The 23,149-nt window shown below is 69.0% G+C and carries 21 protein-coding genes; 9 read left to right on the top strand and 12 right to left on the bottom strand.

Going from position 1 to position 23,149, the window contains the following annotated elements:
- The first annotated feature begins 4 nt into the window (after positions 1-4).
- The 4 genes from AB8M46_RS09955 to AB8M46_RS09940 all read left to right on the top strand — a co-directional run bounded on the left by AB8M46_RS09955 (position 5) and on the right by AB8M46_RS09940 (position 3,591).
- Positions 5-886, top strand: coding sequence for a phosphoribosylaminoimidazolesuccinocarboxamide synthase (locus tag AB8M46_RS09955; protein ID WP_394360133.1), 882 nt, complete (start codon positions 5-7; stop codon positions 884-886).
- Positions 887-944: 58 nt separating this feature from the next.
- Positions 945-1,652: a DUF2334 domain-containing protein gene (locus AB8M46_RS09950; protein WP_228694807.1), complete on the top strand. Its 708-nt coding sequence runs from the start codon at positions 945-947 to the stop codon at positions 1,650-1,652.
- Positions 1,649-2,380 (top strand): TetR/AcrR family transcriptional regulator, encoded by a 732-nt coding sequence (locus AB8M46_RS09945; protein WP_394360132.1) that lies wholly within the window; start codon positions 1,649-1,651, stop codon positions 2,378-2,380. The genes AB8M46_RS09950 and AB8M46_RS09945 overlap by 4 nt, the downstream gene beginning before the upstream one ends.
- A 71-nt stretch (positions 2,381-2,451) precedes the next feature.
- A complete protein-coding gene (locus AB8M46_RS09940; protein WP_394360131.1) occupies positions 2,452-3,591 on the top strand; it encodes a DUF418 domain-containing protein in 1,140 nt (379 codons plus the stop codon).
- A 301-nt stretch (positions 3,592-3,892) separates the two neighbouring features.
- On the opposite strand, the gene AB8M46_RS09935 is transcribed toward AB8M46_RS09940, so the two are convergent.
- Together AB8M46_RS09935 and AB8M46_RS09930 are read right to left on the bottom strand one after the other, a co-directional pair.
- Positions 3,893-4,528, bottom strand: coding sequence for an MBL fold metallo-hydrolase (locus AB8M46_RS09935; protein ID WP_394360130.1), 636 nt, complete (start codon positions 4,526-4,528; stop codon positions 3,893-3,895).
- Positions 4,529-4,561: 33 nt separating this feature from the next.
- Entirely contained in the window at positions 4,562-5,506 is a 945-nt protein-coding gene (locus AB8M46_RS09930) for a DUF5937 family protein (RefSeq protein WP_394360129.1), read from the bottom strand.
- A gap of 62 nt (positions 5,507-5,568) precedes the next feature.
- Here AB8M46_RS09930 and AB8M46_RS09925 point away from each other — a divergent pair, with 62 nt between their 5' ends.
- A complete protein-coding gene (locus AB8M46_RS09925) occupies positions 5,569-6,711 on the top strand; it encodes an MFS transporter (protein ID WP_394360128.1) in 1,143 nt (380 codons plus the stop codon).
- A gap of 33 nt (positions 6,712-6,744) precedes the next feature.
- Positions 6,745-8,247, top strand: coding sequence for an aldehyde dehydrogenase family protein (locus AB8M46_RS09920; RefSeq protein WP_125733068.1), 1,503 nt, complete (start codon positions 6,745-6,747; stop codon positions 8,245-8,247).
- Positions 8,248-8,324: 77 nt separating this feature from the next.
- Here AB8M46_RS09920 and AB8M46_RS09915 read toward each other — a convergent pair whose 3' ends face one another.
- Both AB8M46_RS09915 and AB8M46_RS09910 read right to left on the bottom strand, forming a co-directional pair.
- Positions 8,325-9,905, bottom strand: a complete 1,581-nt coding sequence (locus AB8M46_RS09915; protein WP_125685910.1) for a GMC family oxidoreductase — start codon at positions 9,903-9,905, stop codon at positions 8,325-8,327.
- 102 nt (positions 9,906-10,007) lie between these two features.
- Positions 10,008-10,784, bottom strand: coding sequence for a hypothetical protein (locus tag AB8M46_RS09910; RefSeq protein ID WP_394360127.1), 777 nt, complete (start codon positions 10,782-10,784; stop codon positions 10,008-10,010).
- Positions 10,785-10,850: 66 nt separating this feature from the next.
- On the opposite strand from AB8M46_RS09910, the gene purS reads away from it, so the two are divergent.
- Both purS and purQ read left to right on the top strand, forming a co-directional pair.
- Complete coding sequence (purS, locus tag AB8M46_RS09905) at positions 10,851-11,090, top strand: phosphoribosylformylglycinamidine synthase subunit PurS (protein ID WP_005152565.1); 240 nt, start codon at positions 10,851-10,853, stop codon at positions 11,088-11,090.
- Positions 11,087-11,764: a phosphoribosylformylglycinamidine synthase subunit PurQ gene (gene purQ, locus AB8M46_RS09900; RefSeq protein ID WP_394360126.1), complete on the top strand. Its 678-nt coding sequence runs from the start codon at positions 11,087-11,089 to the stop codon at positions 11,762-11,764. Before purS ends, purQ begins: the two co-directional genes overlap by 4 nt.
- Before the next feature lie 54 nt (positions 11,765-11,818).
- On the opposite strand, the gene AB8M46_RS09895 is transcribed toward purQ, so the two are convergent.
- Together AB8M46_RS09895 and AB8M46_RS09890 are read right to left on the bottom strand one after the other, a co-directional pair.
- A complete protein-coding gene (locus tag AB8M46_RS09895) occupies positions 11,819-13,546 on the bottom strand; it encodes an ABC transporter ATP-binding protein (protein ID WP_394360125.1) in 1,728 nt (575 codons plus the stop codon).
- Positions 13,543-15,168: an ABC transporter ATP-binding protein gene (locus AB8M46_RS09890; protein WP_394360124.1), complete on the bottom strand. Its 1,626-nt coding sequence runs from the start codon at positions 15,166-15,168 to the stop codon at positions 13,543-13,545. The genes AB8M46_RS09895 and AB8M46_RS09890 overlap by 4 nt, the downstream gene beginning before the upstream one ends.
- 119 nt (positions 15,169-15,287) lie before the next feature.
- Here AB8M46_RS09890 and purL point away from each other — a divergent pair, with 119 nt between their 5' ends.
- Positions 15,288-17,570, top strand: coding sequence for a phosphoribosylformylglycinamidine synthase subunit PurL (gene purL / locus AB8M46_RS09885; protein ID WP_394360873.1), 2,283 nt, complete (start codon positions 15,288-15,290; stop codon positions 17,568-17,570).
- 66 nt (positions 17,571-17,636) lie between these two features.
- Here the strand turns inward: purL and AB8M46_RS09880 are convergent, their stop codons facing one another.
- The 6 genes from AB8M46_RS09880 to AB8M46_RS09855 all read right to left on the bottom strand — a co-directional run bounded on the left by AB8M46_RS09880 (position 17,637) and on the right by AB8M46_RS09855 (position 23,115).
- Entirely contained in the window at positions 17,637-18,479 is an 843-nt protein-coding gene (locus AB8M46_RS09880) for a hypothetical protein (protein ID WP_037334706.1), read from the bottom strand.
- A complete protein-coding gene (locus AB8M46_RS09875) occupies positions 18,476-19,585 on the bottom strand; it encodes a pentapeptide repeat-containing protein (RefSeq protein ID WP_394360123.1) in 1,110 nt (369 codons plus the stop codon). The genes AB8M46_RS09880 and AB8M46_RS09875 overlap by 4 nt, the downstream gene beginning before the upstream one ends.
- Positions 19,582-20,376, bottom strand: a complete 795-nt coding sequence (locus AB8M46_RS09870; protein WP_394360122.1) for a Twin-arginine translocation protein TatA — start codon at positions 20,374-20,376, stop codon at positions 19,582-19,584. Before AB8M46_RS09870 ends, AB8M46_RS09875 begins: the two co-directional genes overlap by 4 nt.
- 163 nt (positions 20,377-20,539) lie before the next feature.
- Positions 20,540-21,385, bottom strand: a complete 846-nt coding sequence (locus tag AB8M46_RS09865) for a lysozyme (RefSeq protein WP_037334714.1) — start codon at positions 21,383-21,385, stop codon at positions 20,540-20,542.
- A 192-nt stretch (positions 21,386-21,577) separates the two neighbouring features.
- Positions 21,578-22,393: a lysozyme gene (locus tag AB8M46_RS09860; protein ID WP_394360121.1), complete on the bottom strand. Its 816-nt coding sequence runs from the start codon at positions 22,391-22,393 to the stop codon at positions 21,578-21,580.
- A 104-nt stretch (positions 22,394-22,497) separates the two neighbouring features.
- The gene (locus AB8M46_RS09855; protein ID WP_394360872.1) at positions 22,498-23,115 is read right to left on the bottom strand and encodes a type VII secretion system-associated protein; all 618 of its coding nucleotides are present in this window, start codon (positions 23,113-23,115) and stop codon (positions 22,498-22,500) included.
- Between the last annotated feature and the right edge of the window lie 34 nt (positions 23,116-23,149).

The following is a 23,149-nucleotide window of genomic DNA, read 5'->3' as shown; positions in this document are numbered from 1 at the left end:
AGCCGTGACGACGCTCGAATACCCGAAGATCGCCGCCGGCAAGGTCCGTGAGCTCTACGCCGTCGATGACGAGCATCTGCTGCTCGTCACCTCCGACCGGATCTCCGCCTACGACGTCGTCTTCGACACGCCCATCCCGGACAAGGGTCGGGTGCTCACCGCGATGAGCGTGTTCTGGTTCTCCCTGCTCTCCGATGTCCTCCCCAACCACCTGGTCTCCTACGAAGACGAACGCATCCCCGCCGAGGTCCGCGGCCGCGCGCTGCTGGTGCGGCGGCTGGCGATGCTGCCGTTCGAAGCCGTCGCCCGCGGGTATCTCACCGGTACCGGTCTCGCCGATTATCGCGCGCGCGGCACGGTTTGCGGTGTCGAACTTCCGCCCGGTCTGACCGAATCGTCCCGCCTGCCCGAGCCGATCTTCACCCCCGCGACCAAGGCCGACCGCGGCTCGCACGACGAGAACATCGCCTTCTCCGACGTCGTCGGGCAGCTCGGCCGCGAGCGGGCCGAGGAGGTCCGCGAGGCGACGCTGGCGGTGTACCGCCGCGGCGCGGAGTACGCCGCCGAACGCGGCATCCTCCTCGCGGACACGAAGCTCGAATTCGGCGTCGACCGGGAAGGGAACCTCGTGCTCGCCGACGAGGTCCTGACCCCGGATTCCTCGCGCTACTGGCCGGCGGGCGGCTACGCGCCGGACAGCCCGCAGCCGTCGTTCGACAAGCAGCCGCTGCGGGACTGGCTCACCAGCCCGGCGTCCGGCTGGCACCGCCGGGACAGACCCGGGTCGCCACCCTTGCCTGAGGACATCGTCGCCGCCACGCGCGCGAGGTACATCGAGTCGTACGAACGCATCACCGGCCGGTCGCTGCAGGATTGGCCCGCCTGACCTGCGGCGTTCACTCCGTCGTCAGTCCGGCGCAAGCCGAGGCTGGCTCACTGGTGGGGTGGACGCACGTTTGCTGGTTTCCCTGTCCGGCGTGACCACCCGGACGTTGCACCGCTGCGCCGATCTCGCGGCCGAACTCGACCGGCGCAGGGTCCCGTTGTCCGTGCTCTACGCCGCTCGCACCGGCGAGGGCCCCGTGACCGAGTGGGTCCGGACGCGCCGCACCCGCGGCGATTCCGTCCTCCTGCACGGGTACGACCACCAGATCCCGCCCACTCATCGTGCCGTCTACCTGGGCAAACGAGCCGAGTTCGCGGCTCTGCCCGCGCACGAGGCGAGGCTGCGCCTGATCGCGGCGAAGGCGGCGCTCGACGCCAACGGCATGGCCGTCGACGGCTTCGCGCCGCCGCGCTGGATCGCGTCGGAAGGCACCCTGCAGGCCCTGCGCGAGCACGGGTTCACGTTGTGCGCGGATCTGGCTTCGGTGCGGGACCTGGTGTCCGGCGACGTCCAGCGCGCCAGGGTGCAGGAGTTCGGCGGACCGTCGCACCGCACGGAGACCGTCCGGTGTTTCGCGCTGGTGCTGGCCGCCGCCAGGGCCGCGCGTCGCGGCGGGCTGGTGCGGCTCGGCATCGACGCCGCGGACCTCGCCCGGCCGGGACTGCGGCAGGCGTTCCTCGACGCCGTCGACGTCTCGCTGGAGAACCGCGCTTTCGGAACCACGTACGGCTCGCTCTCGCGAACGCGGGTTAAATTGTCGGGATGACCGACGAGGCAGGCGCACCGGCGACGCTGATGCGGCTCTGGCGCCGGTCGGAACGCCCGACGCGCGGCAGGCCGTCCGTGCTCGACATCGACGGTGTCGTGGCGGCGGCGGTGGACCTCGCCGATCGCGAAGGCGTGGCGAACGTGACGCTGGCGAACGTGGCGAAGGATCTGGGCGTCACGAAGATGTCGTTGTACCGCCACATCGGTTCGAAGGCGGAGCTGCTGGAGCTGATGGCCGACTTCGCCATCGGCGATCCGCCGAAGGTGGAGCCCACCGGGGACTGGCGGGCCGAGCTGACCACATTGGCCGAGGCCAACCGCGATGTGCTGATGAGCCACCCGTGGCTGGTCGAGCTGCCGCTTTCCGGCCCGCCCGCCGGTCCGCACGCGGTCGCCTGGATGGACGCGTTCCTGCGCACGCTGCGCGAAACCGGTCTCGACTGGGGGACCAAGGGCGGGATCCTGGTCCTGATCGGCGGCTATGTCCGCCTCGCCTGCGCGCAGGCACTCCAGCTCGCCGAGGGCCGGAAGGACAGCGGGCTGACCCAGGCGCAGGCGGAGCAGGCCTACGGCAAAGGCCTTGCCGAGCTGATCGACCCTGAGCGTTTCCCCGACGCCGTGGGCTTCCTGAGCTCGGGCCTCGGCGGCTCCGAACAGAACTCCGATTTCGACTTCGGCCTCGACGTCGTCCTCGACGGCATCGCCGCTCTCGTCGAAACGAGCTGACAAAACCCCTCCTCCACCTTTAGTATCCGCCGGACATTAATTAGTGTACGTTGGATACTAAAGGGGGAACCATGACATCGACACCGACGGGCGAGCGTGTGCTCGCACCGGATCTGGCCAGGGGTTTCGCGCTCCTGCTGGTCGCGCTGGCGCATACCGCGAGCATCTTCCTCGGCAACACGCCGGGCGTGGATCAGACGTCGGAAGGGCTGGAACGGCCGTACTTCGTGGTGCTGTTCGTGCTCGTCCACGCGTGCGCGCTGCCGCTGTTCGGCATGATGCTCGGCTACGGGATGGTGCAGTTCGCCGATCGCCAGGAGGCGCTGGGGCAGCCGTGGCCGCGCACACGTGGCATCCTGCTCCGCCGTCACGCGTGGCTGCTCGTCTTCGGCGCCGTCGACGGGGTGCTGTTCTTCTCCGGCGACGTGCTCGGCGCGTACGGCGTGGTCGGCATGGTGTTCGCCCTGCTGTTTTTGCGGCGCGGCAAGGGTTTCTACCGGATTCCGGTGCTGTACCTGGGTTTCGGCGTCTGCTATCTCGCCGTGCTGATGTACCTGGTGCTCACCGGGAACTCCGGGAACGCGCCGGTTCCGTCCACCGAGGACGCGTCGTCACTGGCGCCGACGTACGGCGACGCCGTGGGGGAACGGCTCGTCGAATGGCCGATGACCACCGCGGTCCTGCTGTCGTCGATCCTGTTCGTCTGGGTGGGCGCCTGGGCCGCGAAGAAGCGTGTGCTGGAGGAGCCGAATCGGAAACTGCTCCTTTTCGGTCTGTTCGGGGGTTTCGGGGTCGCGATCGCGGGCGCGCTGCCGATGGGGCTCTTCGCCGGTGACTACGTCGGCTTCGACGAGGAGGCCGCCGGGCTCGTCAAGCTGATGTACGAGGGCGCGGGTCTGTTCGGCGCGATCGGTTACATCAGCCTGTTCGGACTGATCGGCATGGCGGTCGGCGGGAAACGCCGCGGCGTCGTGGTCACCGCGATCTCGGCGCTCGGCCAGCGCACGCTGAGCGCCTACCTGTTCCAGTCGGTGGCGTGGCTGATCCTGGCTCCGCCGTTCATGCTGGGGCTGAGCGGCAGCACGTTCGTCGCGGCCGCGTGCGGGCTCGGCGTGTGGCTGCTGACGGTCGTCGTCGCGTACGTGATGCACCGGCGGGCGTATCGGGGACCGGCGGAGATCTTGGTGCGGAAACTCGCGTACCGGAGCTAGAAGCGTGTGTCGCGAAAGCGGCATTCGTAACGTCACCGGGGGCCGCGCGGCGTGCTGTCCACAAGGGACGCCAAGGGGTTGTGAGTGGCAATGACGGTTCTAACCGTCTTTACCACTCACGACCCGGGCGCGCTGGATCATCGGCCAGTCCGATCACGCCACGGTTGCCCTGCCTTCAATGGAAGCCTGGCGTCCTGAAAGCCACTTTCGGGACGTCAGATGTCCTGAAAGTGGCTTTCGCGACACGGCTGGCCGACCCCCGGCGACCGGACGGCAACGTCACCGGGGGCGCGGCTTACCGCTAGAGCTTCACCGGCTCCCCGACGTCGAGCACCTTCACCTCGGTGCCTTCAGGAGCGAGATTCGCGAACAGGCCGTAGTGCATCTGCGGCCGCGCGAGGACCGCTTCGTGGATCGGGACGGCGAGGCGCGGCGACACCGCACGCAGGTAGTCGACCGCCTCGCCGGCCTTGAGCCACGGGGCGCCGGTGGGCAGGCCGAGGACGTCGATCTTCTGTTCCGGCACGAAGAACGAGTCGCCCGGGTGATAGAACGCGCCGTCGTCGACGAGGTAGCCGACGTTCGGGATCACCGGGATCTCCTCGTGGATCACCGCGTGTTCACCACCGACGACGCGGATCCCGCTGGACCCGATCTCGAAGGCGTCGCCGGGGTTCGCGATCTGGAACTCGGTGCCGATCTTCCCCACCGCTTCGGCGGAACCCGGGTCGACGACCAGCTTCACGCCGGGGTTGGCCTCCAGCAGCGCGGGCAGCCTGTCCAGGTCGAGATGGTCGAAATGCTGGTGGGTGATCAGGATGGCGTCCAGTTCGCGTTCGCCTTCGAAACCCGTCGAGAAGGTGCCGGGGTCGATCAGGATCCGCGCGCCCTCGGTCTCCAGAAGCGTGCAAGCGTGTCCAAAGTGGACAATACGCATCGGTGTTCTCCTTCGCGGTAGGTCGATTCCAGCCTATGCCCCGATCAGGGCGTCGCCAAGTTCGGTGCGCCGGTATCGGACTTCGCGGCCGCGGCGCCGGGTGTCGAGCAGGCCCGCGGCGTGCATCGCGGTCAGATGCTGCGAGACCGTCGGCGCCGAGAAGCCCAGCCGCCGGGCCAGTTCGGTGGTGCTCGCGGGTTCGTTGAGCGTCGTGAGCAGGGCGGCCTTCGTCCGGCCGAGGACTCCCGCGAGCGCGCCGGGCGGACGTTCGGGGTCCGACCAGAGTTCGGCCACGCCGCGCGCCGGATACAGCAGCGAAGGCTGCCACGGCTCCATCGTGATCACCCCGACCGAAGGCCACGCGAAGACGCCGGGGATCAGCAGGAGCCCGCGGCGGTCGAGGTGGACGCGGCCGCGTTCCTTCATCTCGATCACCAGGACGTCGTCGACGAGCCGCACCCGCGGGTGGATGTCCTCCAGTACCAGCGCGATTCCGCCTGCGGCCAGCCGCCGCGAGCGTTCTTCGATGTCGGCGACGAGGAACCGGCGCATCCGGGGCCAGTGTGGTTCGACCAGTTCGGTCCAGGCGATCTCCATCTGGCTCGCCAGCAGATCCCTTGCCACGGCCGGGTCTTCGGGGAGACCGCTCAGATCGGCGTCTACTTTGGACAGTTCGTGGGCGACCTGGTCCGGTGGCGTGCGGCGGATCTCGGCGAGCTGGGCGGACGCGGTGGTCTCCGGCCCGCTCGGCGGCGGGCTGAGGAAGTCGGTGATGTAGTGCCGCGCGCTCATCACCTTGGTGAAGCCGTCGATGGGCAGGTCCGGCAGTTTCGCGGCCGCCTCGCGCAGCCACGGCAGGTGGCTCGGATGCCCTCGCCGTCCGAGCAGGGTCTGCATCGCGCCCATGGTCTCGTCGAGCGGGGAGATGCCGAAGCGGACGCGGTTGGCGCTCTCGGCGGTCAGGACCAGCTCGATCATAAGATTAGGCTATGTCCTAATCAATGGTTCTCGCCAGGCCGTGTTCGGCAAGCTTCCCCGGCATGACGTTGTTGCGTAATCCCGGTTATTGGCGCTGGTCGGCGGGGGTGCAGCTGAACCGGCTGCCCGCCACGATGGCACCGCTGGCCTTCACCGTGCTGACCACCGCGACGACCGGTTCGTACCGGCTCGGCGGGGTCATGATGGCCGTTTTCGTCGCCGCCGAGATGGTCGGCGCCGTGCCGACCGGACGGCTGCTCGACCGCGTCGGCCCCGCCCGCGGTCTCGTCGTCCTGCTGCCCCTGGTCGCCGCCGGGCTGTTCCTGCTGGCCGCGGTCGCTTCCGCCGGAGCCCCGGACTGGGCGTTGCTCGCGCTGGCGATTCCACCGGGCCTGGTCGCGGGCGGGCTGAACGGCGGTTTCCGGACCCTGCTCGCCGGGACGGTGACCGAAGAGGAACTGCCGAGGGCGGTTTCGGTGGACGCGATGATCCTCGAAGGCGTCATCGTCGGCGGGCCGCTGCTCGTGGCGCTCCTGGCGACGTCCGGACCGGTCGTCCCGGTCCTCGCGATGGCCGTCGTCGCCTTGCTCGCGGCGCTGCTCGTGCCACGACGGACGGTCCAGCGAGATCCACAAAGGACGGTCGAACGGCAGCCGATCCCGGTCGCCGCCTGTGTGCCCTGGCTGGCGGGGCTGTTCACCGTCGGGCTCCTGTTGTCGACCATCGAGGTCGGGCTGCTGCCACTCGTCCAGCGTCTCGGCGCCCCTGACTCGGCGACGGCGATCGTCATCGTCGTGCTGTGCGCCGCGAGCATCACCGGGAGCGCGCTGTACGCGGCGCGCGGGAAGGTCGGTGATCCGCGGCTGTTCCTGGCCGGTTTCGTGCTCGGCGGGATCGTCGTTTCGGCGGGCTTCGGCTGGGCCGGGTTGCTCGGCGGGGTCGCGCTGATCGGGCTCTGCACCGGCCCGCTGATGGCCGTCTCGTCGGTCAACCTGCAGAAGCTGCTGCCGGAACGCCGCCGGTCCGAGGGGTTCTCGCTGGCCTTCACCGTGCAGGCGTCCGGCTTCGGGCTGGGCTCGCTGGCGATCGGCGTGCTGCCGGTCTGGCTGTGCCCCCTTCTCGGTGTCCTTGCGGCGCTCGTCTCCTGTGCGATGCTGGTGGCACGCCCCAGGCGAGCTATTGGCACGCCGTCAGTAACGTCGTAGCCTGGGCTTTGAGCCGAGACACGGGAGAAGTCGATGACCGCAGTCCAGCCGAAGCCGACCGCGCACAGCGTGGGGGAGACCTTCGATTCCCTCAGCCCGGCGACCGACGAGGTCGTCGGCACCTACCCGGTACACGGCAAGGAGGACGTCCGCGCCGCGATCGCTCGCGCGAGGGACGCCGCCGAATGGTGGGCCGGGCTCGGCTACGACGGCCGCGCCGAACGTCTGCGCCGCTGGAAGGGCGTCATCACCCGCAGGCTGCCGCAGCTGTGCCAGGTCGTGCGCGACGAGACCGGGAAGCCGATCGCCGACGCGCAGCTGGAGAGCGTCCTCGCCATCGAGCACATCGCGTGGGCGGGCAAGCACGCGCGCAAGATCCTCGGCAAGCAGCGCCGCGCGGCCGGGCTGATGATGTCGAACCAGGCGGCGACGGTGGAGTACCAGCCGCTCGGCGTCGTGGGCGTGATCGGCCCGTGGAACTACCCCGTGTTCACCCCGCTCGGCTCCATCGCCTACGCGCTCGCCGCCGGCAACACCGTCGTCTTCAAGCCGAGCGAGTACACGCCGGGCGTCGGGAAATGGCTGGTCGACGCGTTCAACGAGGTCGTTCCGGAGTGGCCGGTGCTGCAGCTGATCACCGGCTTCGGCGAGACGGGCGCCTCGCTCGTCACAGGCGGCGTCGACAAGATCGCCTTCACCGGTTCGACCGGTACGGGCAAGAAGATCATGGCCGCGGCCGCCGAGACACTGACCCCGGTGATCATCGAGGCAGGCGGCAAGGACGCGGTCCTGGTCGACGCGGACGCCGACCTCGAGGCCGCCGCCGACGCGACCGTCTGGGGCGCGTTCTCCAACTCGGGCCAGACCTGCATCGGCGTCGAGCGTGTGTACGTCCACGAGCGCGTGCACGACGAGTTCGTCGCGAAGGTCGTCGAGAAGTCGAAGGACGTGCGAGCCGGCTCGGACGCGGCCGCGCAGTACGGCCCGGTGACGATGCCTTCGCAGCTTTCGGTGATCAAGCGCCACATCGCGGACGCCATCGAACGCGGCGGCAAGGCGCTGGTCGGCGGTGTCGACGCGGTCGGCGACCGTTACGTGCAGCCCACGGTGCTCGTCGACGTGCCCGAGGACTCCGCGGCCGTGCAGGAGGAGACCTTCGGCCCGACCGTCACCATCGCCAAGGTCCGCGACATGGACGAGGCCGTCGAGAAGGCCAACGACACGAAGTACGGCCTCGGCTCGACGGTGTTCTCGAAGTCGCGCGGCCTCGAACTGGCCGGACGGCTGCGCACCGGCATGACGTCGATCAACGCGCCGCTTTCGTTCGCCGGTATCGCTTCGCTGCCCTTCGGTGGCGTCGGGGATTCGGGCTTCGGCCGGATCCACGGCCCGGAAGGCCTGCGCGAGTTCGCCCGCCCGAAGGCCGTCGCGCGGCAGCGGTTCACCGCGCCGATCGTGCTGACCTCGTTCTCCCGCAAGGAAAAGACCGACGCTCTGGTCGCGAAGCTGATCACGGTGCTGCACGGGAAACGCTGACGCTTCTCCCTCGGATGTCATGAAAGGGCCGTTCCTGGCGAAAAACGTCAGGAACGGCCCTTTCATGACATTTGGCGCTACCTGCCCCGGATGAGGTCCGCGGCCTTCTCCGCCACCATGATCGTCGGCGCGTTCGTGTTCCCGCGCGGCACCACGGGCATCACCGAAGCGTCCACCACCCGCAACCCCTCCACCCCGCGCACCTTCAGCGACGGATCGACGACGGCGTTCTCGCCCGTCCCCATCGAGCAGGTCCCCACCGGGTGGTACAGCGTCTGCGTCTTCTCACGCACGTAGTCGGCCAGCTCGTCGTCGGTCAGGTCGTGCCGCTCCGGCAGGAACGGCTTGTCCAGATACCGCGCCAGCGGACCGGACTTCCCGATCTCCACCAGCGCGCGCATCCCGGCGAGCATCTTCTCCATGTCCACGGACTCCGCGTAGTACGCCGGATCGATTTCGGGTTTCCACAAGGGATTCCCCGACTTCAACCGCAGACGTCCCCGGCTCGCGACGTCCACGAGGGTCGCCGCCGACGTGAAGCCCGGCACCGTCGGCTCGCGCATCCCGTTGTCGTAGAACAACGTCGGCGCGACGTGGATCTGCATGTCCGGCGGCGAAACCCCGTCCGCCGCGGGGAAGAACGCGCCCGCCTCGCCGATGTTCGAAGCCAGCGGGCCGCGTTTGGTGAGCTGGTAGCGCACCAGGCCGCCGGGCGTCGCCGCGTCCACCAGGTCGGTGGTGCCGCGTGTGGACCAGATGATCCCGCAGGCCGGGTGGTCGTGCAGGTTGTCGCCGACGCCGGGCAGCGCGGCCACGACGTCGATCCCGTGCTCCCGCAGATGTTCCGCCGGGCCGACGCCGGAGAGCATCAGCAGTTGCGGCGAGTTCACCGCGCCACCGCTCAGCAGGACCTCGGTCGACGCGCGCACGGTCGTCTCGGCGCCTCGGTCCAAATAGGACACTCCGACGGCGCGGGTGCCTTCGAAGACGACGCGGGTGGCTTGCGCGTTGGTCCGCACGGTGAGGTTCGGGCGCGACAACGCCGGCCGCAGGTACGCGTCGGCTGTCGACCAGCGGCGGCCCTTCTTGCAGGTCACCTGGTAGACGCCCGCGCCTTCCTGCGATTCGCCGTTGAAGTCGTCGGTGCGCTTGAGGCCCCAGGCGACCGCGGAATCGACCCAGGCGAGGGACAGTTCGTGGGTGAAGCGTCGGTCCTCGACGTTCAGCGGACCGTCGGTGCCGTGCAGTGGCCCGCCGAGCCGCTGGTTCCCCTCCGCCCGTTTGAAGTACGGCAGGACGTCGTCGAAGCCCCAGCCCTCGGCGCCGTGCCCGTCACGCCAGCCGTCGTAGTCCGCGCGGTTGCCGCGGATGTAGATCATCGCGTTGATCGACGAGCAGCCGCCGAGCGTCTTCCCGCGCGGCCAGTACAGCGACTGGCCGGTGTGCTTCTGCTCGACCGTCTCGTAGTTCCAGTCCCATTTGGTCTTGAACAGACCGGGGAACGCGGCGGGGATGTGGATCTCGTCGGCGTCGTCCTCGCCGCCCGCTTCGAGCAGGAGCACCCGTGCCGACGGATCCTCGCTCAGCCGGTTCGCCAGTACGCATCCCGCGCTGCCCGCGCCGACGATCACGTAGTCGAAGGAGTCCTGATCGGCCACGGTGCCTCCTGCTGCTCGCCCGGTGTTGACGCCCCGCCAATGGGCTCATCTTGGCCCAGCGCCGCGCTCCGAGCATCCCCCAGACGAAGGATCGGTGCGAGCTCAGTCGGAGTCGGGTGAAAAAGAGGTCACGCAGGGGCCGCCCTCGGCGTCGTCCTCGGTCTCGATGCGTCCCGGGCTCCGGACGCCGTCGACCTCGCCGGTGAGGTGCAGGATCGTCTGCTTCGCGGTGGTCAGCACGTCGGCGTTGTCGACGGTGTACCTCGCTTCGCCGTGGATGATCTGCTGCACGCCTTCGCGCGTCGTGTCCGCCACCTTCTCGCACAGCACGGACAACGCCGCCGGGATGTCGCGCGCGTTGATCGCGTCGACGAACTTGTTCCCCGCCTCTTCCCCGGTCTTGACGTCCGGTCGGGGCGAGGGCTTCGTGTCGAGGCTCGGCAGCGGCTCGGGCTCGCCGCCGGTCTTGGCGTCGCGCACGCACCAGCCGCCCTCGCCGGGGATCATCGCGATCCCGATGGTCTGACCCCCGAGGGTGAACGCGGCCGAGTACTCCTGCGGCGCACGCTGGTGCGCGGGCGTGCTCAGCTGTGCGCCTTCGGAGACGGCCGCCATCTGCTCGAAGGTGTACGACCGCTTCGAGCGGATCGGGCACCAGAGCTGACTGACGCGGCCCTCGCCGACACCGTTCACGAACGACTGGCCCAGCTGCTCCGGCGTCGCGCGCGAGGTGATGTCGGGCTTGGTCTTGAAGAACCCCGGCGTCACGAAGCCGGTGAACGCGACACCGCCCGCGATCAGGACGAAGACCAGCGCCAGCGTGATCCAGAGCCCGGTCTTCGACTTCTTCGGCGCGTACTGCGGTTGCCCGTAGGTCATGCGGCAACCGTAGTGAAGTAGGCTCGGGCGGTACCCACGACCTGCGTGAATAAGGAGCAGCCTGCCGTGGCCCGAGTCGTCGTCGACGTCATGCCCAAGCCCGAAATCCTCGACCCGCAGGGCCAAGCCGCGCTCGGCGCGGCCGGTCGTCTCGGCTTCACCGGGATCACCGGGATCCGTCAGGGCAAGCACTTCGAGATCGAGGTCGACGACTCCGTCGACGACGCGACGCTCGAAAAGATCGCCGAAGGTTTCCTCGCGAACCCCGTCATCGAGCAGTGGACCATCAAGCGGGTGGACGCGTGAGCGCCCGCATCGGGGTCATCACCTTCCCCGGCACGCTCGACGACGGTGACGCGGCCCGCGCGGTCCGCTACGCCGACGCCGAGGCCGTGCCGCTGTGGCACGCGGACGAAGACCTCAAGGGCGTCGACGCCGTCGTCGTCCCCGGCGGCTTCTCCTACGGCGACTACCTGCGCGCCGGCGTCATCGCCCGGTTCGCGCCGGTGATGTCGTCGGTGATCGAGGCCGCCCACAAGGGCATGCCGGTGCTGGGCATCTGCAACGGCTTCCAGATCCTGTGCGAGGCCGGGCTGCTGCCGGGCGCGATGATCCGCAACGCGGGCCTGCACTTCATCTGCCGTGACCAGTGGCTGCGCGTCGAGCACAACGAGACCGCGTGGACCACCCGGTACGACAAGGGTGCCGAGATCCTCATCCCGATGAAGAACATCGACGGCTGCTACGTCGCCGAGCAGGCCACCCTCGACGAGCTGGAGGGTGAGGGCCGCGTGGTGTTCCGCTACGTCGGCGGCAACCCGAACGGCTCGCGCAACGACATCGCCGGGATCTGCAGCGAGAACGGCCGCGTCGTGGGGCTCATGCCGCACCCGGAGCACGCCATCGACGCCCTCACCGGGCCTTCCGACGACGGCCTCGGCATGTTCTACAGCGCGGTCGACGCCCTCGTCTCCGCCTGACACCCCCTCGCATTTCGTCCTCTAAATGCGTTCGCATTTAGAGGACGAAATGCGTCAGGAGGCGGCGGCCACCAGAGCGGCGTAGGGCCCACCGGCCGCCAGCAGCTCCGCGTGCGAGCCCAGCTCGGTCACCCGGCCGCCCTCGATGACCGCGACCCGGTCGGCCGCGGCCGCCGTATGCAGCCGGTGCGCGATCGCGATCACCGTGCGCCCTTCGAGCACCGCGCTCAGCGACCGCTCCAGCTCCCGCGCCGAACCCGTGTCCAGCAGCGACGTCGCCTCGTCCAGCACCAGCGTGTGCGGGTCGGCCAGCACGACCCGCGCCAGCGCCAGCTGCTGCGCGATCGCCGCCGGAACGGCGACCGCCCCGGCCCCGACCTTCGTGTCCAGCCCGTCCGGCAGGCTCGCGACCCACTCCGAAGCCCCGACCGAGGCCAGCGCGGCCAGCAGCCGTTCGTCGGTCCAGTCCCCGGCCGGGAGCGTGAGGTTGTCCCGCAGCGTCCCCGCGAACACGTGCTGCTCCTGCGTCAGCAGCAGCACCTCACCGCGCAGGACATCGTCCGGCAGCGTCGACACCTCGGCGCCGCCGATCCGCACCGAGCCCGAGGTCGGCGCCGACATCCCGGCCAGCAGCCGTCCCAGCGTCGACTTGCCGGCCCCCGACGGTCCGACGATCGCCAGCCGCTCGCCGGCGGGCACCCGCAGGTCGATCCCGTGCAGCACCTCGCGGTCCGCGTTGTAGCCGAAGCGCACGTCGCGGACCTCGATGTCCTGGCCGCGCGGAGCGTCCGAAGTCCCACCTGAAGACCCAGCAGGCCGGACACCCAGCAGCCGCCGCAGCGAGACCCCCGCGACCTGCATGTCCGCCAGCCAGAACAGCGCCTCGTTCAGCGGACCCGTCATGACCTGCGAATACAGCAGCATCGCGGTGATCGTGCCGAGCCCTTCCCAGCCGTTCGAGTAGGCCAGCAGACCCAGCCCGAGCATCACCGGCACCGGCAGCACGTAACTGATCTCCAGCGACGGGATCCACCGCATCTGCAGTGCCCGGACCTTGCGCTCGCCCAGCATCGCCGCGTCGAGACCGTCGTGCCCGGTCCGGATCCGGCGGCCGGTCAGGTTCAGCGCCTCGGCCGTCCGCGCGCCCTCCGCGGTCTCGTGCGTGGTGGACTGCAGCTCGGACCACTTGTCCAGCATCCGCCGCATCACGTCCGGGATCCGCCGCTGGTACCAGATGTTCACCGGCACCAGCAGCGGCAGCGCGACCAGCAGGCCCAGCGCCAGGAACGGGGACGTGATCACCATCGCCACCACGGTGAACACCACCGTGACCGCGGCGATCAGGATCTCCGGCGCGCCGAAGCGCACCGCGTGGTCGATACGGCTGACGTCGGTGGTCGCCCGGCTGAGCAGGTCACCGGTGCCCGCGGCCTCGACCGTCCCGAGCGGCAGGTCCAGCGCGTTCCCGACGAACTCCTCGCGGTTCTTCGCCAGGATCCGCTCGCCGAACACCCGCGCGCGAAGCCGCGCCAAACCCTTGAACCACGCTTGCGCGCCCAGCACGACCACGAACGCGATCGCCAGCCAGGTGATCGTGGCGGTCGTCGTGCCGCCGACGACCTCGTCCACCAGCGCGCCCAGCAGTTGTGGCCCGGCCAGCCCGATCGCGGTCGCGACGCAGAACAGGCCGAGCATCACGGAGAACTCGCGCTTGTTGGCGCGCGCGGTCTCCCTGATCCATCGTCGAACGTCTTTCTTGTCTGCCAGCGGCAGCTTCTTCATGCCGGTACTTTCGTACTCACGACCACATCGGCCACATGTGTCCACAATGGACTTTGACTGAACACGACGGTGGTCTTGCCGCGCCGCAGCTTCGCGACGCGTTCGGTTATGCGGGCTTCGGTATGCGCGTCGACGGCCGAGGTCGGCTCGTCGAGCAGCAGGACGTCGGCGTCGGTCGCCAGCGCGCGGGCCAGATTCAGCCGCTGCCGCTGACCGCCGGAAACCTCACGTCCGCGTTCGCCGATCACCTCGTCGACGCCGTTGGGCAGCGCGTCCACGATGTCCTCGGCGTCCGCCGCGTACAGCGCTTCGGTGATCTCGACGTCGCCAGGCTCGGCGGGGCTGACCTGCTCGCGCAGCACACCGGAGAACCAGATGTCCTGGTTGTGCGCGAACACGACCCGCCGCCGCAGCTCGTCGAGCGCGACCCGGTCCACCGGAACCCCGCCGACGAGGGCAGGTTCACCCGGATCGGTGAACCGCGCCATCCGCGACGCCACCGCTTCGGCGTCGGCCCCGACGTCGACGACGGTCAGCTTCCCGGCCTCGACCTTGATCCCGGACGTCTCGTCGTAGAGATCCAGCGGGCCTTCCGGCAGCGGCACCGGACGCTCCGGCTCGGCGAGCGTGCGTTCGGTGGACAGCAGTTTGCACACCTTCCGCGCCGAAACCAGCGCGGCGCTCAGCACGCCCGCGAACTCGGTCGCCGTCGTCACCGGGATCACCAGGAACACCGAGACGCCGTAGAACGTGATCAGCTCGCCGACGCCGATGGTGCCGTTGATCGCCAGCTGCGCGCCCAGCCAGGTGATGACCACCGTGACCAGACCCGGCAGCGCGACCTCCGCCGCCGCGAGCCACGCCTCGCTGCGCCCGACCTGGACGCCGGCCGCGCGGACCTTCTGGCTGGAGCGGCGGAAGCGGTCGAGGAACTGCTTCTCGCCGCCGACCCCGCGAAGGATCCGCAGGCCGGAGACGATATCCGCGGCCAGCGCGTTGACCTCGGTCTTCTCCTCGCGCTGCTTCGTCTGGCGCTTCTCGAGCGGCTTCAGCAGCGGCCCGATGCCCACCACCGCCAGCGGGACACCGATCAGCGCGACCATGCCGAGCAGCGGCGACGTCGTCAGCAGCGCCGTCGCGCACACGACGAACGCGATCAGCGAACCGAAGGCCCGCCCGAGCACCTCGAAGGAGTCACCGATCGGGTTGATGTCGCTGGTGGTGATCGCGACCACGTCACCCGTGGTGGTCGTGTCCCGCAGGTTCGCGCCCAGCTTCGCCGCGTGTTCGGTGGCGAGCCGCTGCGTCACCCCGGCGCCGTGGATCCAGCAGCCGTAAGACGCGAAGTGCTGCACCGTGCCCGCGAGCGTCTGCGCGATCCCCAGCCCGGCGGCCGCGAGGCCCCACAGCCAGACGGAATCGCCGTCGCCGCGGCCGATCGCGTCGATACCCCGGCCGATCGCGACCGGCAGCAGGGCGATCGGCAACGACCACAGCGCACCGCTGATCGCCGAGACGGCGAGCAGTCCCGGGCGCGCGAGCATCATCCTGAGCAGGTACCGCCAGGCGGTCGGCTTGGCGGGCAGTCGCAGTCGCGGAAGGGGATATGTGGCGGAAAGCACGATTATCGACGGTAAGCGGATCACCACCGCGGGCGCGACCGATTTATCCGTGGGCGACCGAGAGGTGAACAACCCTCTCCCTTATTCTGGCGGCCGTGGCGAACCCTGATGCGGACACCGTGACCAGCACCGTTGACACCACTCAACACGCCGAGGCGACCCCCGAGCAGACCCAGCCGTACGTCGAACTCGGCCTCGCCGACGACGAGTACGCCCGGATCCGGGAGATCCTCGGCCGCCGTCCGACCGACGCCGAACTGGCGATGTACTCGGTGATGTGGAGCGAGCACTGCTCGTACAAGTCCTCGAAGAAGCACCTGCGCTACTTCGGTGAGACGGCCACTCCCGAGATGAAGGAAAAGATGCTCGCCGGTATCGGCGAGAACGCGGGCGTCGTCGACATCGGCGAGGGCTGGGCGGTCACCTTCAAGGTCGAGAGCCACAACCACCCGTCCTACGTCGAGCCGTACCAGGGCGCCGCGACCGGCGTCGGCGGCATCGTGCGCGACATCATGGCGATGGGCGCGCGCCCGCTCGCGGTGGCGGACGCGCTGCGCTTCGGCCCGGCGGACGCCCCCGACACCCGCCGCGTGCTGCCCGGAGTGGTCGCCGGCGTCGGCGGCTACGGCAACTGCCTCGGCCTGCCGAACATCGGCGGCGAGCTGGTGTTCGACCAGAGCTACTCGGGGAACCCGCTGGTCAACGCCCTGTGCGTCGGCGCGATGCGCGTCGAGGACCTGCACCTGGCCTTCGCCTCGGGCAAGGGCAACAAGATCATCCTGTTCGGCGCGCGCACTGGCCTCGACGGCATCGGCGGCGTGTCCGTCCTCGCCAGCGACACCTTCTCGGGTGACGAAAGCTCGGGCGGCCGCAAGAAGCTCCCGAGCGTCCAGGTCGGCGACCCCTTCACCGAGAAGGTGCTCATCGAGTGCTGTCTCGAACTGTTCGCCCAGAAGCTCGTCGTCGGCATCCAGGACCTCGGCGGCGCCGGGCTCTCCTGCGCGACGTCGGAGCTCGCGGCCGCCGGTGACGGCGGTATGCACATCTACCTCGACCGGGTTCCGTTGCGCGCCACCGGGATGACCCCGGCGGAGGTGCTCTCCAGCGAGTCGCAGGAGCGGATGTGCGCGGTCGTCTCGCCGGAGAACGTCGAGGCGTTCATGAAGGTCTGCGAGAAGTGGGACGTCATCGCCACCGACATCGGCGAGGTCACCGACGGCGAGCACCTGGTCATCACCTGGAACGACGAGATCGTCGTCGACGTCCCGGCGCACACCGTGGCGCACCAGGGCCCGGTGTACGACCGCCCGATCCAGCGGCCGTCCACGCAGGACGCCCTGCAGGCCGACACCTCGGCCAAGCTGCCGCGTCCGTCCACTTCGGACGAACTGCGCGCCGACATCCTCAAGCTCATCTCGTCGCCGAACCAGGCGTCGAAGGAATGGGTGACCTCCCAGTACGACCGCTACGTGCGCGGCAACACCGTTTCCGCGCAGCCATCGGACTCGGGTGTCATCCGCATCGACGAGTCGACCGGCCGCGGGGTGGCCGTTTCGACGGACTGCAACAGCAAGTTCGTCTACCTCGACCCGTACGAGGGCGCGAAGCTCGCCTTGGCCGAGGCGTACCGCAACGTCGCCACCAGCGGTGCGAAGCCGGTCGCGGTGTCGGACTGCCTGAACTTCGGCGCGCCGACCGACCCGGGGGTGATGTGGCAATTCGAGCAGGCCGTGCACGGTCTGGCCGACGGCTGCGTCGAACTCGGCATCCCGGTCACCGGCGGCAACGTCAGCTTCTTCAACCAGACCGGTGACGTCGCCATCCTGCCGACGCCGGTGGTCGGCGTGCTCGGCGTGATCGACGACGTCACCCGCCGCATCCCCACCGGGATCGGCGCCGAGGCCGGGGAAACCCTGCTGCTGCTGGGCGAGACCCACGACGAGCTGGACGGTTCCGCCTGGGCACGCGAACTGCACGGCCACCTCGGCGGCCGCCCGCCGCGCGTGGACCTGGCGCGCGAGAAGCTGCTCGCCGACGTCCTCATCGCCGGTTCCCGCGACGGCATGATCTCCGCCGCGCACGACATCTCCGACGGCGGCCTGATCCAGACGCTCGTCGAGACCGTCCTCATCGGACAGTGCGGTGCCCGCGTCTTCCTCGACTCGGAGCAGGACCCGTTCGTGCAGCTGTTCTCCGAGTCCGCGGGCCGGGTGCTGGTCGCCGTGCCGCGCACCGAGGAACTGCGGTTCACCGAGATGCTGACCGCGCGCGGCCTGCCGTGGCGCAAGACCGGCGTGGTGGACCCGGAGTCGGGCTCGCTCGAACTCCAGGGCATCACGGAGTTCACGCTGGAAGAGCTTCGGGAGACTTGGGAGCGCACGCTCCCGGCCCTCTTCGACTGATACGTCGCCTCGTGCGTGAAGGCCCCCTTCCCTCGGCTCAGCCGAGGGAAGGGGGCCTTCACGTACTCACGAGCCGGGAAGCGTCGAACCGGCCGCGAACTTCGCGCCCTCAAGCGACGGCGGCTCCACGAAGGTGGCCACGCCGAAGTCGACGGGTTTCTCCACGACGAGATGGTCCAGCGACACCTTGCGTTCGAACCGCGTCCTCGTGAGGTCGAACGTCCCGTGGATGGTCACGTCCTTGAGCGAGAACTTCCCGGAGATCTGGGCGTCGGTGAGATCCACGTAGCTCGCCACCTCGCACCGATCCGCCCCGAACCAGCCGACCCGCCTGCCGAGCAGTTCGAGTTTGTCGAGCCGGGCGTCGCTGAGGTTGAGCCCCAGCGTCGGCCCGGTGGTGCCGGCGTGGGGAAGGATGTCGCGGATCAGCCGCTCGGCCGCGCGCCGGACCAGCCGTTCGCGTTCCGCGGCCGCCTCGGTTTCCTTGTTCCACTTCGTCTTGCTCGGGAACTTGGGATGCTCGAACGGCCGCCGCAGGTAGGCGCACAACACGTCGAGCACCGTCTGCCGGTACTCCGGCCGGGTCCTGGCCAGCCCCGCGAGCGAATGCATCGCGCCGACCCGGACCTGATCGGCCTCGTTGCCCAGCAGTTCGATCGATTTGGCGAACCGCTCGTCGGAGATCCGGCTGCGCTCGATCTCGTGCCGGTCCTCTTCGGTCCGCCTTCGCCGGTCGTTGAGCCACAGCCCGTAGAGCGCGGCGATCGCCCCGCCCGCCAGCGCGCCGGTCTTGAGCGCGTCACCGCGGCTGGTCGCGCGATCCGTGAGCAGCCAGGCGGTGACCCCCACGAGCACCACGACCGACGACAGCAACGTCCACAACAACGGGGACTTGAGCAGGCGTCTCATACGTCCTTCACCGTGAGCCGGGCACGGCCGTCCGGCAGCGTTTCGACGGACCAGTCCGCCGGGAGTTCGTGATCCCTCGCCGGGTCCACCGAAGTGTTGTACAGCGACACGGAGCCCGGTGCCTTGCGGAACTTCAGGTCCCCGAACCCTTCGAACCGCGCACGACGCAGATCCAGTGCCCCTTCGAATGCGGCGTCGGCGAAGACGGCGTCCTTCGCGAAGACACTGTCCTTAAAGGACGTTTCGCCCGCGAACACCGTCCCGCGAAACTCGGCGTCCTCGCTGAACTGCACCCCGCTGAACCACGCCCGCTGCTCGAACTTGGCTTCGTTGCACCGGAAGTAGCCGATCCGCTTGCCGGTCTCCGTCCCGGCGCCGGTCAGGTAGACCGGCCCGAGGAACACGCAGCCGGACAGGTTGGTGCTGCTGTACAGACCGGCGTAGCGGAGCAGCAGCTTGCCGACCTTCCGTTCGGACAGGTCGAAGTACTCCAGCACCGCCCCGGTCAGGTCGAGGTCGTAACCGGGGGCGTCCTCGGCGTCCGCGGCCGGGAGCAGGTCCCCGATGAGGCGCTGGGCGGTCTGCCGCACCTGGAGTTCCTGTTCCTGCTCGGGTTTACCGGGTGCGGGAAGCTTGTTCCCTTGGCGTTTCGCTTCTCCTTCATAGCGCGGATGCTCGAACGGCCGCCGCAGATACGAGCAGAGGATGTCCAGCACGGTCTGCCGGTAGAGCTCGCGACCGCGGGCGAGCCCCGCCAGCGCGTGCAGGGCACCCACCCGCACCTGGTCGGCATCGTGCCCGAGGAGCTCGACGGCCTTCGCGAACCGTTCGTCCGAGATCCGGTCCCGGTCCTGGTCGGCCCGCCGCAGCTCCAGCTCCTGCCGCTGTCGTTCGACCTCCTGCCGTCGTTCCTCCACCCGGCGTCGCCGGTCGTTGAGCCACAACGCGTACAGCGCGACGATGGCGGCGCCGGCGACACCGCCGGTCTTCAACGCCTCACTGCGGCTGGTCGCCGGATCCGTCAGCAACCAGCCGCCGACCGCGAGCAACAGGACGAACGAGAGGACGAACGTCCACAGCAACGGGGAGCGGAGGAACCGCTTCATCGGGCCTTGGAGACCAGAAGCGAAGAGACGCACCAGGAGCCGGACTGGCTCTGCGCGAACATCGTTCCCTTGGCGTCCTCACCTTCGACCGTGCCGGTGATCTCGGCCATGACGAGGTTGGTCGTCCCCTGCGTCCGCTTGACCTCGGCCGTGGAGCCGGGCGGAAGGAAGACGTCGAGCACGGAGCCCATGCTCGGCCGACGGTTTTCACAGGCCAGGGCGATCGCCCCTTGCCGGTCGCCCGACGAGATCTTGGCGAGGAAGTCCTGGATGACCTTGACGCCCGCAGGATCGCCGGAGCTGGTGCCGCCGCTTTCGGTGCTCCGCGGGGTCCTGGTCGTGCTCGACTTCGGGCTGCTGCTCTGCGGCGCGGAGGTCGGCGCGGGCTCGGACGACGAGGGCGGCGCGGCCACCGGCTCGTCCTTGCTCAGCAGGAAGCCCGGCGCGACGAACCCGGTGACACCGAACGCCACCAGCACGACCACGCCGATCACGATCCCGATGATCAGTCCGGTCTTGCTCTTCTGCGGCGGCGCGGGCGGGCCACCGAAGCCCTGCTGGTAACCCTGCTGATTCGGGTCCCAGCCCTGCTGCGGCTGCTGGTACTGCTGCGTCTGGTCCCAGCCCTGCTGCGGCTGCTGCTGGTACTGCTGGGTCTGCTCCCAGCCCTGCTGCTGGCCGTACTGCTGAGGCTGACCGTACTGCTGGTTCGGGTCCCAGCCACCCTGCTGCGGCTGCTGTCCCTGCGGGTCCTGGCCATAGGGCTGGCCTGGCTGGGGTGGGTAGGTCATCGGTCTCGCCTTCCGTACTGGGGCCTGAGGCTTCAGATCAGACGACCGGCGGTCAGCGCTGGTTCCGGATCCGCCCGTGCCAGGGATTTCCCAGGGAAAATACCCCGCGCGCGAAAACGGCTCCCGGCCGAGGCCGGGAGCCGTTCTTCACGGAATGCGCAGCTCAGCCGTTGGCCAGTGCCTGCAAGCGGTCGTAAGCGCCGTTGAAGGTGTTCTGGTCGAGCGGGCTGGAGGTGTACTGCCACACGGTGTAGAAGCCCCAGCCGTAGGGCAGCGTGCCCACGGTGGACGCGTAGCGCGCGATCCACAGCGGGACCGTGCCACCGAAGTTCTGCGACGTGCCGACGCAGGTGCTCCACCAGCTCGTCGAGGTGTAGATGACGGGCCAGCGGCCGGTGCGCGCCTTGTACCGGTCGTGGAACGCCCGGATCCACGAGCCCATGGCGGACTGGCTCAGGCCGTAGCAGGTCGCGCCGTACGGGTTGTACTCCATGTCCAGCGCGCCCGGCAGCGTCTTGCCGTCCTTCGACCAGCCACCGCCGTTGTTGATGAAGAAGTCGGCCTGCGCCGCGCCGCTCGAGACGTTCGGCAGGGCGAAGTGGTACGCGCCGCGGATGAAGCCCTTGTTGTAGGAACCGTTGTACTGCTGGGCGAAGTACGGGTTCTTGTAGCTGGTGCCTTCGGTGGCCTTGGTCCACACGAAACGCTTGCCCTGGTTCCACCAGTAGTTCCAGTCGACGTTGCCCTGGTAACTGGCCACGTCCATTCCCGCGACCGTCGCGAGCACGCCGACCTCGGGCTGCGGCTGGGCGGCCTTGGCCTTCGACTCGGGGGTGGAGGTGTCGCCTTCCACGCGCCGGATCTGCGATCCGATCGTGTGGTCGTTCCGCTGGAGATCCTGTTCGATCGACATGATCTCGGGGGACGGGGCGGCCGACGCCTGGACCGTGCTGCCGAGCAGGAGCAGCGCGGAGCCGACGGCGATGGCGATTCTTCGGGAAGTGCGCATCACGACAATCCCTTCACGGATAACCCTCGCTGAGGACGGCGACCTTGCAGGTGGTAGCCGTCCGGGCACGATTGTTGACGACGGGTGCCGGGTTTGTCACTAACTTCCGTGAAATTGGTACTACGCGTGGGTGATTTTCATTTCCAAGTAGGGCGAGTTATGTGATCTTGTAACGCCCACTCGGGTGGGTGTTCAGCCGAGCGACAACGCGCGCACGCGGTCGATCGTGCCGTTGAACCAGTTCTGATCGCCGGGGAGACTGCCCTTGTTCGAGAACTGCCAGATGGTCTGGTGCTTCCAGCTCGCGGGCAGCTCGCCGATCTCCGTGTTGTAGCGCGCGATCCACAGCGGGTTCTGCCAGAACGCGTTGCTGTTGCCGGTGCAGCGTTTCCACCAGCTCGTCGACGTGTAGATCGCCGGATGCCGCCCGGTCCGCCACAGATAGGTCTCGGCGAACGACGCCATCCACGCGACCATCTGCGCCGGCGTCTTGCCGTAACAGGTTTCGCCGTACGGGTTGTATTCGACGTCGAGCGCACCCGGCAGGGTCTTGCCGTCACCGGACCAGCCGCCGCCGTGGTCGACGAAGTAGTGCGCCTGCGCCGCGCCGTCCGAGATGTCGGGGCGCGCGAAGTGGTAGGCGCCGCGGATCAGGCCGACGCCGTAGGAACCGTTGTACTGCTGGGGAAACCGGGGATTGACGAAACCGGTGCCCTCGGTGGCCTTCACATAGACGAACTTCGCGCCGGTCCTCGCGGCGGCGGGCCAGTCGACGTCGCCCTGGTGGCCGCTGACGTCGTGGCCGAGCGTCTGCGCCTCGCCGCCGTACAGCGGCCCCACCGACACGTTGACGCCTTCGTGCAGCGCGATCTGAGAACCGGCGTAATGCTCCTCGGCCCCGTCGTACCTGGGCCCGCTTTCCCGTGCGACGGCGGGGGTCTGCGCGAGCAGCAGAACCCCCGCCGCGAGGACGGCCCCCCAGCCTTTCGAACACACTCTGCGACTCATCACGTCGCCACGATCCCTCGGGAAAAGGGAATCAGCGACTCGAACATCACCCGAAAGTGTTGCTTTCGGGCCGAAAAAATTGGGCCGAGTGGGTTAATCGGGCCCTAACGACGCTCGTCTGAAAGGGCTTTGTCGAGGTGCTCCGAGGGGACGATCGCGGTGAGCCGGTCGTGGGGGTTGATCGTCACCGGGTGCCCGGCGAGCAGCGGGACCATGTCCCGGCCCAGCACCGCGCGGGCGTGCGGCCATTCGCGCGGGACCAGCGATTTGGCCGTGTACGCGGGCACGAGCACCTTGCCGTCGTTGTTGTGGAAGCCGATCACCGTGCGCTGCACCGGGGAAAGGGCGTAGACGAACAGCGTCGAATCGAGGATGACGCGCGGCAGGTCGGCGGCCGGGCGGTGGTTCGTGCGCACCAGCTGGAGGAGCTGCTCGAGCTCGTTGCGCGGCTCCGGGAAGCCGAGCGCCTTGGGCGAGGGACGGTAGCGATCGTTGGGGTGGAAGTCCTCGACGATCTCGCCGCCGCCGTTCACCGGGTACGCGCCGACGACCGCCCAGGACGGCACCGGGCCGTCGGGATCGAAGGCCTCGTCGATGACGTACAGCCAGCTGTTCGGGTTGGCCTTGGCGTTGGCGCGCATCTCTTCGGTGATCTTCGGCTTCTTCTTGCCCGCCGGGCTCGACGCCAACCGATCCGCCTCGTCCCGCTGCGCCATCGCCATCCCCACGTTCCGGGTGCCTGAAGGTTTGTTCGCG

Origin of the sequence: Amycolatopsis sp. SB7-3, from assembly GCF_041021335.1 — a bacterium.
GTDB classification, from domain to species: Bacteria; Actinomycetota; Actinomycetes; order Mycobacteriales; family Pseudonocardiaceae; genus Amycolatopsis; species Amycolatopsis japonica.
This window is presented reverse-complemented; position numbering and strand designations above follow the sequence as displayed.